Annotated in this window: 10 protein-coding genes; 6 read left to right on the top strand and 4 right to left on the bottom strand. The window is 48.5% G+C overall.

From position 1 onward, the window contains the following. Window positions 1–29: 29 nt before the first annotated feature. The gene (locus tag BUB27_RS08155; RefSeq protein ID WP_143183320.1) at window positions 30–2,441 is read right to left on the bottom strand and encodes an Amuc_1098 family type IV pilus outer membrane protein; all 2,412 of its coding nucleotides are present in this window, start codon (window positions 2,439–2,441) and stop codon (window positions 30–32) included. A 703-nt stretch (window positions 2,442–3,144) separates the two neighbouring features. Here BUB27_RS08155 and BUB27_RS08150 point away from each other — a divergent pair. The 3 genes from BUB27_RS08150 to BUB27_RS08140 all read left to right on the top strand — a co-directional run bounded on the left by BUB27_RS08150 (window position 3,145) and on the right by BUB27_RS08140 (window position 9,292). Beyond that, complete coding sequence (locus BUB27_RS08150; protein ID WP_143183319.1) at window positions 3,145–4,227, top strand: type IV pilus twitching motility protein PilT; 1,083 nt, start codon at window positions 3,145–3,147, stop codon at window positions 4,225–4,227. Between the two features lie 30 nt (window positions 4,228–4,257). Beyond that, window positions 4,258–5,367: a type IV pilus twitching motility protein PilT gene (locus BUB27_RS08145; protein ID WP_143183318.1), complete on the top strand. Its 1,110-nt coding sequence runs from the start codon at window positions 4,258–4,260 to the stop codon at window positions 5,365–5,367. 172 nt (window positions 5,368–5,539) lie between these two features. Then, entirely contained in the window at window positions 5,540–9,292 is a 3,753-nt protein-coding gene (locus BUB27_RS08140; protein WP_143183317.1) for a phosphoribosylformylglycinamidine synthase, read from the top strand. 343 nt (window positions 9,293–9,635) lie between these two features. Here the strand turns inward: BUB27_RS08140 and BUB27_RS08135 are convergent, their stop codons facing one another. Continuing rightward, entirely contained in the window at window positions 9,636–10,094 is a 459-nt protein-coding gene (locus BUB27_RS08135) for a PH domain-containing protein (protein ID WP_234991731.1), read from the bottom strand. Window positions 10,095–10,212: 118 nt separating this feature from the next. After that, window positions 10,213–11,697: a mechanosensitive ion channel family protein gene (locus BUB27_RS08130; RefSeq protein WP_159434873.1), complete on the bottom strand. Its 1,485-nt coding sequence runs from the start codon at window positions 11,695–11,697 to the stop codon at window positions 10,213–10,215. 201 nt (window positions 11,698–11,898) lie between these two features. Between BUB27_RS08130 and BUB27_RS08125 the strand changes: the two genes are divergently transcribed. The 3 genes from BUB27_RS08125 (at window position 11,899) to BUB27_RS08115 (ending at window position 16,792) form a co-directional block, all read left to right on the top strand. Then, a complete protein-coding gene (locus BUB27_RS08125) occupies window positions 11,899–12,447 on the top strand; it encodes a sigma-70 family RNA polymerase sigma factor (protein ID WP_143183314.1) in 549 nt (182 codons plus the stop codon). Continuing rightward, window positions 12,444–13,973, top strand: coding sequence for a LamG-like jellyroll fold domain-containing protein (locus BUB27_RS08120; RefSeq protein WP_143183313.1), 1,530 nt, complete (start codon window positions 12,444–12,446; stop codon window positions 13,971–13,973). The genes BUB27_RS08125 and BUB27_RS08120 overlap by 4 nt, the downstream gene beginning before the upstream one ends. 98 nt (window positions 13,974–14,071) lie before the next feature. Continuing rightward, a complete protein-coding gene (locus tag BUB27_RS08115; protein WP_200797088.1) occupies window positions 14,072–16,792 on the top strand; it encodes a sulfatase in 2,721 nt (906 codons plus the stop codon). A 37-nt stretch (window positions 16,793–16,829) separates the two neighbouring features. On the opposite strand, the gene BUB27_RS08110 is transcribed toward BUB27_RS08115, so the two are convergent. After that, the gene (locus BUB27_RS08110) at window positions 16,830–18,068 is read right to left on the bottom strand and encodes an aminopeptidase (protein ID WP_143183312.1); all 1,239 of its coding nucleotides are present in this window, start codon (window positions 18,066–18,068) and stop codon (window positions 16,830–16,832) included. Window positions 18,069–18,144 lie beyond the last annotated feature (76 nt).

Below are 18,144 nucleotides of genomic sequence, written 5' to 3'. Positions count from 1 at the left end.
GTCTCTTTATATCCAGACCAAAAGCCACATTAGCGGTCAGCCCATGCCTTCCCCGTAGGATCGACAAGTTTGGCATGCACAAACATCACCAGAGCCCGCTTAGTAGGCCTGTATCCTGAGGATTGGAAGAATCGGCCGATGAATGGAATGTCGCCCAACACAGGCACCTTGTCCTCCACCTTATCAATGCGCGATTGATGCAAACCACCCACGACCATCGTTACTCCGTCTCTCAGGGTAACCGAGGTATTGAGCCTGATTTTGCTAAAGACCGGCATGAGGATATTGTTACCCGTAAGATTGTAGCTCATAGGCAATCCTGTAATCGGATCAGTAATAATGCTACTGATTGGACTTCCGTAATCAATAAAGCCATCTAACTGCGTATAGACTGGATTAAGTCTAAGTTCTATGTAGTTCCGATCTTCACCTACCGTGGGCTCTACCTCGAAATCAAAACCTAGGTCGACTGTTTCAAACGCTGTAGGCGTACTTGGAGTTACCGGGAAGGCACCGTTCCCGCCCCCTACTTGGTTGGGAAGCTCTGGTGGCTCGTATTCAGTAGGATAGACTAACTGGTTACCAGAGAAGAGGCGTGCACGCTCTCCTGGGCGAACAATCACCGATGGGTTGAACATGCGGGACTCATCCTTCTTCTGGTCCAAGCCACGCATGATCATCTGGAAAGTCGAGTTATTGATGAAGCCTGTGACTTGTAGTGCTCCCGGCGCCCTCGATGGCACTGTACCAGGAACCTTGTATCCACCAATCAGCTCATCAATGGCATTGTTATTAAACATCGTCTCTCCACTGCGATTCCCTGCTGTGACAGGGTCAAGTCCATCGAAATTACCAACAGGAGAAAATTGACTACCATTGCCAGTAGTTCCCCCTCCGAGGAAATAATTGTTACTTTTCAGATTTTGCTGCCCAAGTAGCCAGTCATAACCGAGCTCCTGAAGGTTTTCTTGGGTGATATCAAGAATCGTAAAATTAACAATCACCTGTACGCTCTCGCTTTGGCGGATGCTTCTGATGTAATCCTCAATAAGGTTTAGATTAGTCTCCGTGTTACGCACACTAAGTTGGTTTGTGCCACGAACATAACTGGCTGTAGCTCCTTCCGGAAATGATACACCAAGACGCTTCAAATACTCTTGAGCTGAGAGTTGAGGCCTAAGAACACTTGAACTCGTCTCCGCAGAGAAAGGGTCGTCCTCTGCAGCACCTTCACCAGATACAGCATCCTGCATAAAGCTAGGCGGCACTGTGAAGCTCCGCTGTACAAGCTGTGAATCCAGCATACCACCTGGCGTCAACACTACGGCGTAGTCCTCAACTCGCCACTGAGTGTCTGTAGCCCTGGTGACATAGTCCAAGACCTTGTCCATAGGAACATTACGCAATTGCAGGGAAATTTTCTTACTGAAGATACCCTTGTGCACATCAGAGCCTGGATCACCTGCACGCAGGATAAAGTTAAACCCTTTTTTATCTGGATCTAGCTCAGTAGTATCATACTGCCTGGACCAATGACGAAGAACATCCAAGGCCTCCTGAATGTCGATATCCTGAAAATCGACAACAGGAATTACCATCTGCTTAAACTTACTCCCCCGGATTCTCTGCGCATTGACCACATCAGTGCTGAGTCCTCCCGGAGTATTGATCCCACTTAAATCAATCTTGGGGTTCACTTTAGTCTCCCAAGCTTCATCTACTTTTTTAAGGAATTCAGCACGCGTATGATCTGAGGCGGATACGGAATAGTCGGAGATAGTCTTCGCTACTTTCTCCATGCCGCGTCTTGCAGCCTTATTGTATTTATCCAGTTGCAGAACTTCCTCGTAGGTAACCAAAGCAAGGTCATATTGACCTAACATGAAATACCCTTCTGCCCTTCTTAAGCCATGAGCCACCTTCTCAATTTGCTGAACATGCTCTGGGGTGAGGGCGGTGTTATAGCGGATTGGGTCATCGACTTGTGCGAGAAGTGTCATCGCTCCAACGTGACCAGGAGCTACATCATCTTGTAAAACCTTGTCGAGCAGTGCACGCGCTTGGTCGTATTGGCCATTCTTGGCGAGACCCCTGGCGTACTCAGTTGCCGCCTGAGCATATCTATCCGCCACAACAAAGCGCACATCGTTTGCGAGCCCTGCGCTAGGCACAACATCGAAGGCCTTAGAATACTCAGAGACAGCCTCAGCATACTCTTGCTTCTTGTAATGACCGTCCCCTGACAAAAGGTGCTGCTTTGCTTGGGCTAAATTCTTCGACCTCTTTGCAACCTCCCTCTGCACCAAAGAATTATCAGACTCTTGTGAGTACCCACCAGTAATGGACGCGCTGTAAAACATGCACCCCACTGCACAAGCAGCGATTGCATTACGGGCACTCCAGCGCATACCCGGATTAATAGATGATAAAGGTTTTTCCATGGTTTTGATGGTGCTTATACACAGATAGGGTCCGTACACTAAGCGGAAAATGTGAAAATTTATCTACTACGTTTGGCTCGATGAATTCAAAGCCTAAATAGGTATTGGTGAGATTTAGTTCACAATGCCAAAATTACCCCTCTATTCAGCGATGCTTGCGTCGCACACTCGAATTAACCTGAAAATGACTCTTCACCCCAAAAGGCAACTCTAACTGCTCAGCCACTTGATTCATGCTACGCCTGGACTTCATCGAGGCCAGAAAACGAAGTAATTTTTCCACTTGGGACATAACATAAGCACTAAACGTGTTCATGGGTACACATTTAATACATCTAAATTATACGTCAACATTAATTATTCACACCTCAAGCATGCTGCCATAAGCTCCACGCACATCTCATCCAGACCACCTGAAAACCAGATGCCTATGTAAACATCCAAAAAAACTTCACCTATTTGGGTCATTTTTTGCGTGTCATATTCTATTTCCCTGTTTTCTTAAGTGCACTCTATACCATGTGTGATGAAATGAAGAGATAACATTCCTCCGCGCAAAGCACCAACATCTTGACTACACATCAAGAATTGGCCGCGCGGACTACTCCAATAAAACCACCATACCGGAATCACAGCCAATTCATCAAATCACCGAACCCAAACTGAGTTTATAGCCCAATTACCGAATTACTCAAAAACTCATATGTCAGATATTCCTGTATATAACCACGTAGACACCTATCTCCAGATCGGCGTCGAATACGAATGCTCGGACATTCACCTTGCCACAATGTTCCCACCAGCATGGAGGCGTTATGGCAAACTCCAACCAGTCTGGGAAGATGCTCCACCACTGACGGCAGAACAGACCGAAACACTCATGCGCTCATTCCTTACAAGAGAGCAAATGGAGCGTCTCGAGGCAGTCGGTGATGTTGACTTTGCCTATCAGAATGACTTTGGCCGCTTCCGTGCATCCGTAGTTAGACAGCGCCTCGGATACGACATCGTTTTTCGTATCATCAACACGCGTATCCGCAGTATGGAGGAGCTCCAGCTACCCATGGAACACCTTGTCCCATTGACGCGTTATCACAACGGATTGATTCTCGTAACAGGATCTGTGGGTTCCGGTAAATCTACCACATTGGCGGCATTGGTCGATTTCATTAACAAGGACAGGCAAGATCACATTCTCACCCTTGAAGATCCGATTGAGTATGTTTTCGAATCCAAAGGTTGCCATATCAACCAGCGTGAAGTTCACACGCACACCGAGTCTTATCCAAGAGCCTTGAGAGGCGCACTTCGAGAAGATCCTGATATTATCATGGTTGGTGAAATGCGCGATCTGGAGACCATCTCCCTTGCCCTTACCGCTGCGGAAACTGGACACTTGGTTCTAGCGACACTACACACTGGTAATGCACCTCGCACACTGGACCGTATTTTGGATGTTTTCCCGACCGACCAAAGGGAGCAAATCCGCATCATGGTGGCTGAATCACTGAGAGGCATCATTTCCCAGCAGCTTGTACCTCGTGCTGATGGAACTGGCCGTGAGCTCGCCCTGGAGCTTCTGGTGAACACTGCAGCTACTGCAGCGACTATTCGTGACGGCAAGACCTTCATGCTGCCAGGCATCATGCAAACAGGTAAAAATGTTGGCATGGTGACTATGGATGAGTCACTTAAGAATCTGTACGCGAAAGGTCTCATCACACAGGAAGAAGCTCTCTTCAGATGTGAAGACAAAGCGCTCATGCAGTCTTACTTCCAATCTTAATCATTTTTAAATTTTTACCGCTGTAATCATATGGCAATTATCGACAAATATTTTAAGTACCTTGTAGAACATGGTGGCTCTGACTTGCACCTTTCAGAAGGCTCTCCACCAAAACTCCGTATTCATGGCGGCGTCTCCGCCATTCCCGACGAACCCGTCCTCGAGGGCGAATCTTTCCGCCAAATGCTCGCTGAAATTTGCGAGCCTGGACCATTTGAAGACTACCTGAATGGCGGCGACCTCGACTTTGCCTACGAAATGGACGAGCAGTCCCGATTCCGCTGTAACTACCTAAAGCAGAAGAATGGGCTAGGAGCAGTTTTCCGTCTCATCCCAACCAAGATTGCCTCTCTTGAGCAACTCGGCATCCCAGAGGTTGTGAAACGCTTTGCCACCATCCGTTCAGGCCTCGTCCTTGTCACAGGCCCGACAGGCTCAGGTAAATCTACAACCCTGGCAGCACTCCTCGATTACATTAATACCAACTACAACAGGCACATCATTACCGTAGAGGAACCAATTGAGTTCGTTCATGGAAACAAGAAATCCATCATCACTCAGCGCGAGGTCCCTATGCAGTGCCCCACCTTCTCTGACGGGCTTCGTGCATCACTTCGTGAAGATGCTGATATTGTGCTCGTTGGTGAGATGCGTGACCTTGAAACCATTTCATTGGCGCTTACTGCTGCTGAGACTGGACTTCTAGTCTTTGGCACATTGCACACCAACAATGCCCGTAAGACAGTTGACCGTATTATTGACGTCTTCCCTGCTGACCAGCAGTCACAGGTGCGCACCATGCTGGCCGCATCCCTAGAGGGCGTTCTTGCCCAGCTGCTCATGAAACGAGTCGACAAGCCTGGTCGAGTGGCGGTTAACGAAATCATGTTCTCCACTCCTGCTGTATCTTCCATCATTCGTGAAGGTAAGACCCAGAAGCTTTATGACGTGATTACTCAGGGTAAAGCTGATGGCATGCAGTTCATGGATGAAGCTATCTGGGACAAACTCCGTGAAGGCATCGTCAGCCCAGAGGAGGCCTACATGAAGGCAATCGACAAGACCCGCTTCAAGCGCTTCTTGCCAGCCGAAAGCGCTCACCTGGGTGATGCTTCTGGTGAAAACCCTATGGAGCACTAGAAGTACCCCGCAAACCAATGACAATCACTAGCCCTCACCTCTAAGGTGGGGGCTTTTTCATTCCCTCCATCTAAGTGCCCGATTAGACAAAATCCCACTTGCCCTTCCCCCAATCATCGCCTACTCACTCCCTTACGCCCTTTTCTGATCATCCCAACAATTTCACTTCAAGATGCACCGCGTTTTTGTCGAAAAACAAAACGAGTTCAATACCCCAGCTAAAGAACTCCTACACGACCTTCGTGAGAACCTAGCTCTCACAGCTTTGAAATCCGTACGCGTCATCCAGCGCTACGATGTCGACGGCCTCTCCGATGAGGAATTTGAAAACGCCAAGCAACTCATTCTCTCTGAGCCACAGGTGGAAACCGCCTCACCAACACTGGAAACCGGCTCCGATGAAATAGCTTTTGCGGTGGAATATCTCCCTGGCCAATTTGATCAGCGCGCTGACTCCGCAGCACAGTGCGTTCAGATCCTTACACACAACGAGCGCCCACTCGTTGCGTCGGCAAGAGTCATCGTTCTCAAAGGGGAACTCTCAGCAGAGCAACTTGAAGCAGTCAAAGAATACGTCATCAACGCCGTAGACTCGCGTGAAGCTTCTATGGAGCTTCCTGAGTCCCTCGCTCTCAAAGTTGATGTTCCTGCTGATGTAGAGATCCTTGACTGGTTTATCGACGCGACTGAAGAGGAACTCTCAGTCAAGCGCTCTGAAATGGGACTCGCCATGTCCCTCGCTGACATGGTCTTCACCCAGAGTTATTTCCGTGATCAAGAGAAGCGTAACCCGAGCATCACCGAAATCAAAATGCTCGACACCTACTGGTCTGATCACTGCCGTCACACCACCTTCGCTACACGACTCAACAAGGTTGAGTTCGAGAATGGCGCAGAATACGTACAGAAGGCTTACGTCCGCTACCAAGAGACACGTGAAGACGTCTATGGCGACAAGATCGAGACTCGCCCAGAGACTCTCATGGATATCGCGCTCATGGGGATGAAAGTGCTTCGCAAAACTGGCGAACTCGACAATGTGGAAGTTTCTGAAGAGATCAATGCGGCCTCCATTGTCATTCCTGTCGATGTGGATGATGAAGAACAAGAGTGGCTTCTCATGTTCAAGAATGAGACGCATAACCACCCAACAGAAATCGAACCCTTTGGTGGTGCTGCGACATGCCTCGGCGGCTGTATCCGTGACCCGCTTTCTGGTCGTTCCTACGTGTTCCAAGCCATGCGTGTGACCGGCGCCGCAGACCCACGCACTCCATTCGCAGAGACCATTCCTGGCAAGCTTCCACAACGCAAGATTTGTAAAGGCGCTGCAGACGGTTACTCCTCCTACGGTAACCAGATCGGCCTCGCCACAGGACAGGTTTCAGAGGTCTATCACCCGAACTACGTTGCCAAGCGCATGGAGATCGGTGCAGTAGTAGCGGCAGCTCCCAAGAAGAATGTCTTCCGCGGAAGCCCATCTGCTGGTGATGTTATTCTCCTGATCGGTGGACGTACAGGCCGTGACGGTGTAGGCGGAGCTACAGGCTCCTCCAAAGAGCACACTGATACCGCTCTCGAAAATTCAGCTGAAGTCCAAAAAGGTGATGCTCCTACTGAACGCAAGATTCAGCGACTCTTCCGCAAATCTGAACTGGCTCAGAAAATCAAGGTCTGTAACGACTTTGGTGCAGGTGGTGTTTCAGTTGCGATCGGTGAAATTGCTCCCTCCCTTGAGATCAATCTTGATGCCGTTAAGAAAAAGTACGACGGCCTCGACGGCACTGAGCTCGCTATTTCTGAATCGCAGGAACGCATGGCCATCTGTGTCGACCCTTCCGAGATCGACTACTTCATGGCTGAGTGTGACAAGGAAAACCTGGAATGCTCCAAGGTGGCTGACGTCACTGACACTGGACGACTCGTCATCAACTGGCGCGGCAAGACCATCGTTAACTTCTCACGAGCATTCCTAGACACGAACGGTGTCACTATGGATGCAGATGTCACTGTCACGGCTCCAAGCCCTGAAAGCCCACTTGAGAAAGCCATCCCACCCGTTGAAGCTGCTGGCTCCACAGAGGAAAAATTCAAAACCGCTCTCAGTGACCTCAATTCCTGTGGCCAAAAAGGCCTCGGCGAACAGTTCGACTCCTCCATCGGTGCTGGCACCGTGCTCAGCCCATTTGGAGGCAAGCACCAGCTGACTCCTGTTGACGCGATGGTTGCCAAGCTTCCCCTTATCAGCGGGGACACCACGACATGCTCCTTCATGTCATGGGGCTTCAATCCGAATATCGCAACCTGGTCTCCATACCATGGTGCTCTCTACGCGGTCACTGAGTCTGTCTGCCGTATCGTGGCTGCAGGTGCACATCTCAGTGATATTCGACTGACCCTGCAGGAATACTTCGAAAAGCTCGGTACAGATCCAGCACGATGGGGCAAACCGTTTGCCGCATTGCTAGGAGCTTTCACCGCTCAGAACGAACTTCGCCTTGGCGCCATTGGTGGCAAGGACTCCATGTCTGGATCATTCAACGAAATCGATGTTCCACCTACCCTCGTCTCTTTTGCTGTAGCTCCAGGTAAAACCACTCTAGCGGTTTCACCTGAGTTTAAATCTACAGACAGCGAGATCTTCCTCGTAAGCACTCCTCGTGACGAACACTACCTCCCTGACTTTGAGAAGCTCAAGGAATACGCTGACATCCTCTATGCGCTCAATGCTGACGGCAAAGTACGAGCCATGCATTCCCTCGCTGAAGGAGGCATTGCAGTGGGTATCTCAAAAATGGCATTTGGTAATGGCATCGGCGCTGAATTGACCATCGATAGCGAAGAGCTCTTCCGTGAGCGCTATTTCCACTTCATCATAGAAGTAGCCCAAGGTGAGGTTCTCCCTGAAGCACTCGATGCGGTCAAGATCGGTCACACCTGTGACTGTGGCTCCATCAAAGTTGGCGATGTCCTCATGCCTGTTAAAGAAATGGCAGCGGCTTGGACCGGAACTCTGGAGTCAACCTACCCTAGTAACGTCAAAGCTGCGCACTCAGAGTTGGAGACCTTCAACTATGCAGGCGAACTCTCCCCTCGCAAGTCTGTCAATTTGATCACAGGAGCAGCCAAGCCGCGTGTGATCGTGCCAGCCTTCCCTGGAACCAACTGTGAATACGACTCAGCTAAGGCATTTGAACAAGCAGGTGCAGACTCTAGCATCCTCGTGTTCCGCAACCTGACATCGCAAGCTGTGGAGGAATCACTCGCAGCATTCGCCCAGCAAATCAGGGAATCTCAAATTCTCATGCTGCCTGGTGGTTTCTCTGCCGGTGATGAACCTGACGGCTCCGGAAAGTTCATCGCTACCGTTCTGCGCAACCCACAGGTGAAAGACGCAGTTCACGATCTGATTCACAAGCGAGACGGACTTGTACTGGGTATTTGTAACGGCTTCCAAGCACTAGTGAAAACTGGTCTCGTACCTTACGGCGAAATCCGTGACCCACAACCGGGTGCACCGACCCTCACCTTTAACGATATTGGCCGCCACATCGCTTGCTACGCAACCACAAGAATCGCTTCCAACAAGTCACCTTGGCTCGCGAATACAGAAGTAGGCGATGTCCACAACATCCCCTTCTCACACGGTGAAGGCAAATTCTACGCCACAGAGGAAGAAATCAAAGCACTTGCTGCCAACGGACAAATTGCTACCCAGTATACTGACTTAGAGGGCAACCCCTCCATGGATATCCGCTTCAACCCGAATGGATCTCTCTACGCAATTGAGGGAATTACCAGCCCTTGTGGCCGAGTACTTGGTAAAATGGGACACACAGAGCGCCGCGGCGAAAATATCGCCAAGAACGTTCCGGGTAACAAGCACCAGCCGCTCTTCCGCGCTGGTGTAGAGTACTTCCTCTAATAAACGACGAAGTCTCACACGATCACTTTAGACGCTTACCTGAGCTTTTTCGGGTAAGCGTTTTTTTCATCTTTGTTTCACACGCATTTCATAGAGCGATGTCATTCTATGTCTCATGGAAAAGCAAAACTATGAGACATTACGGATTCAAATCCCCAAAAAGGTTTGCACAATCTGGAAAAATCAAGCCAGCGAGAATAGACAATCGTTAGAGGAGTACCTTCAAAAAATACTTCTGAGCCGCATGGGAGACACTCGACTAGCGAGACTCCCCGTAAACAAAATCCTGAAACTTACCACTCCACAAGAGGAGGCCAATCGCGTAGATTTTTATAGTTAAATTCTACTCAAAGTCAAATTCCTCAAATTCTCCACCCTCACCATCTGAGCTAAAATCCATTTCACGGACTCTCTTGCGATCCCTGAGACCCTCTACCAAAGTTCTCATCTGATCCCTGAGCCCCATGGCATCATTGATAGCTGCTATGTGCAATTCTGGATGCGACCTGTCTGAGGTGATCAGAACCAGCGTACCCAGCCCTACTATACGCAGCCAAAATGGCCTTTCGATAGTCATGTCCTTTACCCGATATAACTCCAATTCATCGATTGTCTGGTTAAGCACACCCTCATAAATTCGCAGTCGTTCACTAGTTAGCTCGTAGACACGAAACCGGACCTCCAGGTACTTCCAACTTGCCCAAGAGACAGCCGGGAGAATGAGCAGCCAAAGCCATGACCACAGCCAAACAGCGCATATAGCAGCCCCCACAACTACCAGCCCACAAATGGCAAACACCATAAAATTCACCCACTGTGATGGCCGGCCTTTCCAAATAGCATTCTCACTCATAGCTATAATCTAACTGCAGTACTGCTTGCTTACTATTATAATTTTTGTTGGATTCTATCCCTACTAGTTAGTCTCTTGGGGGTAAAACAGGATCCTCCGGCTGCATATTGAAATGTGGAGACATGATCTGGATTCCCTCCCGCGCAAAGCCGTCTTGGATCTTCGTGTGAACCTCTGTCAGAATGGCTGGCTTTCTTTGCGGATCATCGACATTAAACACAAGAGTATACTTAACCGCAAAATCCCCAAGCTCTTCCTGAATAATGCGAGGCTTAGGACTGTCTTTGATTTGCGTCGTGTTAGAGGCAGCATCTTGCATCAACCTGTGAACCGTCTTCCATGGCGTGTCGTATCCAATAGTGATGGAAGTGGCAAAAACAGCTCCATCCTTTTTTGCCAGCCTCGAATAGTTTACCGTTTTCCCATTCATGATGACCGCATTAGGTATCGATACATACTCACCCCTAGGTGTAAGCACCTTGCATGAAAGAAGCCCAACTTCTGTTAAAGTCCCTTCCACATCGCCCATGTGTACGTACTCCCCACTCCTCATAGCCCCAGAGTAAAGCACAACAAAGCCTGCCATGATCTGGTTTACAAGTCCCGTGGAACCCAAGGATACCATAAGCCCCAAAAGCACACTGATTCCCTTGAAGGCCTCACTGTCTGACCCCGGAATATAGGGATACGCCACGACAACACCAAAAACCCAGATAAGAATGATAAGGACGCGCTTGGTCGCTTTCCTCGTATCCTCGTCCATCCAGCGTCCTCTGCGCTTGGATCCCTCCATGCCTTCAAAGGTATATTTCACCAAATTGATGAGTGAACGAATGATCACGTAAATAACCAATAGGGTGAACAAGTCTGGAATACTCCTGAGAACACCAAGAAGTAAATCACCTATCAAACCGATCACTTTACGCCCCAGCTTTTGTCCCCATACCTCCGTGTAGGGAAATGCCCGCAGTAGTAGCACGACATAAATGTAGCTGAGAACGGCCAGACATACCCAACTCAAGGTCAAAAGTCCCCTTTTGATCATTTCTGCAATATGACTGCTGAAATCGACTCCAAGGATGACAATTTTCTTATCGACAATTTTTTCCTTTGAGAAAAGGCGCTCAATCCACCTCCGATAAAAAGCAAGAATCACCATGCAGAGAACAAAGATCACTGTGAATACCAGGAAAGCCACAATGCCTATCAAGATCCTCCTAGGCTCACGCTGTCGCGCCTGGGCTTCGGCATAAGCCGTCAGCTTGGTTAAAATCTTTTCCTCCTCCTCTTTAAGACTCTGACCAGGCGCCAAATCTCCTTCTCGGAGATAAAATATGAAATGATCTCCGAAATAGAAGCCAACCGACGCCTCATCATCTTGAGTCTTATATACAGATCTAGGCCCCTTATGAAGCTCGATAGGAGGCGTGGATTCTATTCTGGAGAGCGCATAGTCCACCCTCTCCTGTGCAGTTACTCCGGCAATATTAACTCGAAACGTAGTGATATCCCGTTGCCAAATGCTCAGAGTGGCTTCATCTGCTGAACTCACAGAGATCTGCAATAACATCAATAGCAATGCCATCAATCGGGGGAAAACAAAGACACACTTTGACATGTAACTCTTAGTAACAAAACATTTAGCAAAAGAAAAGCAATCTTTACTGACTATTTGAAATTATTGATGATTTTCTACCACAAATCGCGCAGCTTCTTGTTAACGTTTCGAAAATTGTGAGATACACTGGTAGTGATGGCACTCAAACACCATAGTTCTGGCCAATCAGATGACCATTTTGTCGTGGAGCTGACCAAGCACCAGCTCGACCTGAAATGCTTCATCCGATCCCTGATGCCCGGCTACGGCGCAGATGTCCCTGACATCCTTCAAGAGACCAACTTGATCACTTGGCAAAAACGCTCTGAATTCATCCCGGGCACAAACTTTAAGGCGTGGGCCTTTGCCATTGCCAGAAACAAGGTCTTACAGCATATGCAGAAGACGAACCGACGTTCTACACTGCTGCAGAAAGCCGAGTTAACTGATCTCCTTATCGAGAAATCTTCCAGCTCAACTGATTCCTTGGAGCTCAAATCAAAAGCTCTAGAACATTGTCTTTCCAAACTGAGTAAGAAGAATCGAGAAATAGTACGAGCCCGGTATGAACAAGGCGATTCACTGGCTCAACACTCCTCCCGAACCAAACGCTCCGAATCCTCACTGCGTGTCACTCTTCACAGACTTCGAAACTCTCTTCGCAAGTGCATCGAGAACCGAATGCCTCAAGATTTCAAACCATGACCTGTCCTGAACTGCATAAGAACATCCAGTCCTACTTAGACGGTACTTTGCCAGCTGAGCAGGAGGAAGCTCTCGTGAACACACTCCTCGAAGATCCACAGGCAAGGAGTCTTTATATGCGCTATGCTGAGATTGATACTCTCTTGGCGGACGCTCACGAGAGCACGAATAAAATCATCGCTTTTGAGACGGAGCCTGCTTCTGTCGACCAAATCATCAGACGTCAGAGAAAAATGGCGTTTCTCCTATCATCCGCGATCGGTATTGCTGCCTCATTACTCTTGGGCGCTATTTTCTACTTCATCACAGTCGAGAGTGAGCAGAATTTTGGATTAGCTTCCTCGCATGGAACCATTTATCAATTGATTCCTGGGGATCACGATTCGACACAAAGATCTCCCAATTCCAGCATACAGCCAGGCGACCGGTTAGTCGTTGAGCAAGGCTGCGTAGAAGTGAAGTTTCCGAAAAACCACCGTGCCATTGTACAAGCTCCTGCCGACTTCACCCTCACCTCAGAAAATACAGTAAACATGAGTTACGGTAAGATTTGGGTCGAAACCACAGAACCTGGCTTCATCGTCAACACGCCTGAAATGAAGGTGACTGACTTGGGTACGGTTTTCGGAGTTACCTCACTTGAGGAAGAGGCGGATGAAGTCCATGTCATTTCTGGCAAGGTCAGAGTGGAATCCTACCTAGGAGCATCAAGCCTCAGACAAACCCGTGAACTCCATGATCTGGAATCACTGATCAGCAACTCTCTGGGCGGTTTCGAAAAGATCGATTATTCGGGAGACGCCTACTTGACTGAATTACCCGAGGAGATCCCGTACATTCACTACTCCTTTGACCGAGACAGCCTTACTGGCGGAAAAACCCTCCACTCTGAAGGTATCCTCGCCTCTGCTCAAATGAATTATCTGAGCAAAAGAAACGAAAATCCCCGATTGATAGACGGCATTAAAAATGAAGCTGTGCAATTCACTCATCAGAGAGATTTCATGATCTCTACATGGAAAGGTATCCCCAGTAATCGACCACGAACCGTGATGATGTGGGTAAAGCTGCGCAAGGGGCTTGATATTCCTGAAGTCACTTCGCCTACCCCAATTATTCTCTGGGGTTCCCCAGCAGCACCCGGCAATAAAAAGTGGAAACTTGGACTTGTCGGTCCGCCAGATCAAAAGAAAATCAGGGTATCCCTCGGTTCTACATGGCTGAACAGTGACTATGCCCTAAGCCCAGGCAAATGGCACCATTTGGCAGTCACCTTCACAGGCGGCTCTAATGACCAAGGCGAGCCTGAAGTAAACATCTATGTGGATGGTCAAGAAATACCATGGAGCATGGCCAGCAGGGTTTCAGGTAAAAAGCTATTGGTCGACACCATTGAAAGAGAGCCACTCCAAGTAGGTGGTGGTGAACACGATGCCTACCCTAATAGCCTGCAAGCCATTGATGAACTCTATATATTTGAAGGAGTCCTAGACCAAAAATCCGTTCGTGATTGTATGAATCGCTAAGCCAATCTTTTGAGTATTATCTTCTGTGTGTTAACGTTTATGGCGGATGCGTGATTCCTTATGGGAATCACATCATTCACGCATACACAACACACGACATGAAACTCAGCCTCACACTTGTTCTCTGTCTGCAGATCATCGCACACGCAGACATCATTAATATCAGCTTCCATGCAAATGATACAACTGTGTCAGGCTTCAACACTAGGCCCGACGGATCCGTTGTCTCAGCTGGCACGAATGGAAGTGAATATTGGAATAACTTTAAGAGCACAGGTACGAATGCTCAGGGACTCAGCTTTACAAATGAATCCATCTTGAAGGGAGATGGCGCCAGTTCAGGAGCCACACTCTCGGTTACTTCAGGCTATGCTGGCACCAACAGCAATGGATGGATCTCTGGTTCAGATGACCACGTCATGTATGAGGGCTGGTACGGAATTCGCAGCACAGAAAATCTGGTGATTAACAATCTGCCTACGGCTTTCACTACCGAAGGATATAGAGTGGTTATCTTCGGTGATTCCAATAGTAACTCTAGAACGATGAACTACACCATTGATGCAGTTACCAAAACGATCCAAGACAATGGTACATTCGGAGGTTCGATCCAGGAAGGAGTCAACCAGACATCGTTTTCCGGATTGAGCGGATCCAGCTTCACTCTCACCGGCAACCCAGGTAGTGGCGACACCCGTTCAGCTATTTGCGGGATACAAATTATCTCTAACAACCACCCTCAACGTCCCTTCATTGATAGCTTCAGCTCATCAGACTATTATCTTGATCCCAGTGACACCAACGCAACCGTAAGTTGGAAATGCGGTGGTGCACCCAGTTCCGTCACGATCAAAGACCAAAACGAAAACATCGTACTATCTACGACAGACATTGAAGGAACCACTGTTATCACACCGTCAACAACCACGACATACACCCTTACAGCAACGAACGCCGCTGGCTCCTCTACTCAAAATATCCGAGTTGGGGCAGGCCCATCCAGACCTAATATCATCTTCTTCTTGGTTGATGATATGGGATGGCAGGACACCTCTGAACCATTCCTCTACGATTCCAGTGGCAATGAAGTCATCACCGCACTCAACCAGAGATACCGCACCCCCAATATGGAGATATTGGCGGACCGAGGCATGAAATTTACCAATGCCTATGCGATGCCTGTTTGTACACCAACTCGAAACTGCTGGATAACCGGCCAAAATTCAGTACGACATCACGTCACGAACTGGACCAGCCCAAGTGGTGGAGAAACAGGTAATAATACAACTACTACACACAATTCACCCAGCAATTGGGAGAGAAGCGGTTTGTCATCCACCTACCTCACTCTGCCCAGCCTCCTACAATCGGCGGGCTATCGGACCATTCACGCGGGTAAAGCGCACTTCGGTTCATCAGCCTATGCTCGCGAACCTCTCAATATAGGCTTTGATGTCAACATCGCTGGTAACCAGATCGGTCACCCCGGTTCCTATACAGGCACCTACGGTGCTGGAGGAAGCCATGCAGTACCCGGACTAGATGAATACCACAACACAGGTACTCACCTCTCTGAGGCCCTCACTCTTGAAATGAACAAGGCCATAGAGCAATCAGTCAATGACGGCACTCCATTTTTTGCCTACATGGCGCACTATGCTGTACATGCTCCATTCCAGGCAGATTCCCGCTTTACCGCGAATTACCCCACCCTCACAGGCGGAGAACTAGCCTACGCAACCTTGATCGAAGGAATGGACAAGTCACTAGGTGACATCATGGCCAAACTAGAGCAACTGGGAGTCGCCGAAGACACCATTATTGTATTCATGTCCGACAATGGTGGAGATGCACCACTGGGTGACGTCAATAATTCAAACGCTCCTCTGAGACACAAAAAAGGATCAAAATATGAGGGTGGAATACGCGAACCTTTCATCGTAGCATGGTGCAACCCTGATTCAGAAAATGAACACCAGCAAGTTACACCTATACCTCTAGGAGCCAAAGAAGACGACTTGATTGCCGTGTTTGACCTCTACCCTACCTTTGCTGCACTTGCGAAAACCTCTGTCCAGAACCATGTCGATGGATTTGATCTAACAGGGTACTTCAAAGGAGATTCAGGAACTCACAGGCCGCAGCAACTACTGATTCATTTCCCCCACGACCACCGGTCGGATTACTTTACCATATATCGTGAGAATGAATGGAAGCTGATCTACAATTACGCTTCTAACAACTACGAACTATATAATCTTATTGATGACATTTCAGAATCCACTGACCTCTCATCATCAGAGCCTGAACGCGTCATGGAAATGGCCAGAAAGATGGCTATAAGCCTTAATGAAGCAGGCGCACAGTGGCCTACTTTTGAATCAAACAATGCGGATGACCCCTTCTTCATGCCTATCCTTCCAGGTGTAGACTTAGATAATGACCAACTAGACGACAACGCTGAAGACCCTAACAACAACGGCCTTGTTGATGCAGGTGAAACCAACCCCGATTTAATAGACTCTGACGGCGACGGCAGCGATGACGGGACAGAGTTTAAAACAGGCACGGATCCACTGAGCGCCAAATCGACTTTCAAGGCACGCCCAATTCTCGACCAATCGACAGGTCACTTCACCCTATCATGGCCATCCAAGCCAGGCGCTACCTATATAATCAAATCATCAACTACTCTGCTCGAGGCAAGTTGGACCACAGTGCAGTCGAACATACCAGCTCACCCCACCTTATCAGAAACGATTTACGATTTGGGTGAACTCATCTCCCCTACTCAGTTTTACAAGATTGAGATCGAATAGCCGAATACCCCTCTACTACTGAGTCAGCAGAGAGAGATTATCTAAAGCCCTGGGAAAACTGTCCATTGCGCATGATCGGAACCGTTTCTCCCGCAAAAGTAGTTCCTGTGACATCCAACTGATCGTTTCCAATCATGAAGTCGTGATGCACTAGACTCACATTAACCCCCTCACCTAACAGGTACTCTTTTTCGGTGCTTTGAACATCACTCAGGGCACTGACATAACCGTTACCAAGCGCAATATGACTAGTCGCATTCTCATCGAAGAGAATACTATGGAAAACCCGCTTGCTTTGGTAAATGGGTGAACTGCTGTCGACAAGAGCTACCTCCCCAAGAAATCTAGCCTGTGGACAAAGCTCAAATAGCCTGTCCAGTGCATCTTGATATTTTGATGCTCCATAGCTGACGACCTTTCCTTTTTTGAATTCAAACCATGCCCCCTCGACACTCAGACCTAGCACTTCGACTGGATACGTCACCTTCACAACTCCACTTGTCCTGCGGTAATCAGGGGTTGTAAATGTTTCAAACGTTGGCAAGTTTGGAATGGTCATTACTCCATCCACGGTTTCACTACCACCACCAATCCACATACTGTTAGGGTGACAATAAACCGTCAGATCCGTCTCCTCGGTCTGAAATCGAAGACTTTCAAATTTCATTGCTGTAAGCTGGCCTGCGCGACGTGAAGTCACCTGACTAATCTTTGACCACTCCCTGACAGGATCATCGGAATCTAGCTTTAATATTTTAATGAGTTCCTTCCATAGTAGTGAACATGACTTCTCAGGCTCATGACCTGGGAACACTTTAACAGCCCACTCAGGTGTCGGCAGAGCGGCGCCAGCCCAAGAAATTTCACCAGCGCCACATGCTTTTGCAATAGCATGGGTCGCCAAGCGACCATGCTTCTGAACTATCCCTAATCTATCGCTATCTAGGCTCCCTGCCAGATCAGGATCACGTGAGCCGAAAAAGCACAATCGTGCCCATTTTTCTTCCACCATCGTTTTATTCCTCTGACTAATCCAGCTCGGAACATAGCTCAGAGATTCTTCTGCACCGTGGGTGACACGAGCCTTAAGTTCTGCGGGATCACCTGCCTCCATAAGCACATATCCCGCACCTAGCTTATAGGCTTCGTCTACGAGCACTCTACCAAAGTCCCAATGACAAGCCTCAAGTTGGACGAACAACTTCTGACCCCTCTGAAGATTGACCCCTGACTTGAGTACCAAATTGGCATATTGACGGTAAATTTGCTCGGTCATGATTCGAGAGGCTACATCACCAATAGTAGCTGTCAAAACCTATGGGATAGCGCTTGTCACATCTCATATTAAGCAT

This window comes from Rubritalea squalenifaciens DSM 18772, from assembly GCF_900141815.1.
Taxonomy (GTDB): Bacteria; Verrucomicrobiota; Verrucomicrobiia; order Verrucomicrobiales; family Akkermansiaceae; genus Rubritalea; species Rubritalea squalenifaciens.
The sequence above is the reverse complement of the archived record's forward strand: the minus strand, read 5'-3'. Positions and strand labels throughout refer to the sequence as shown.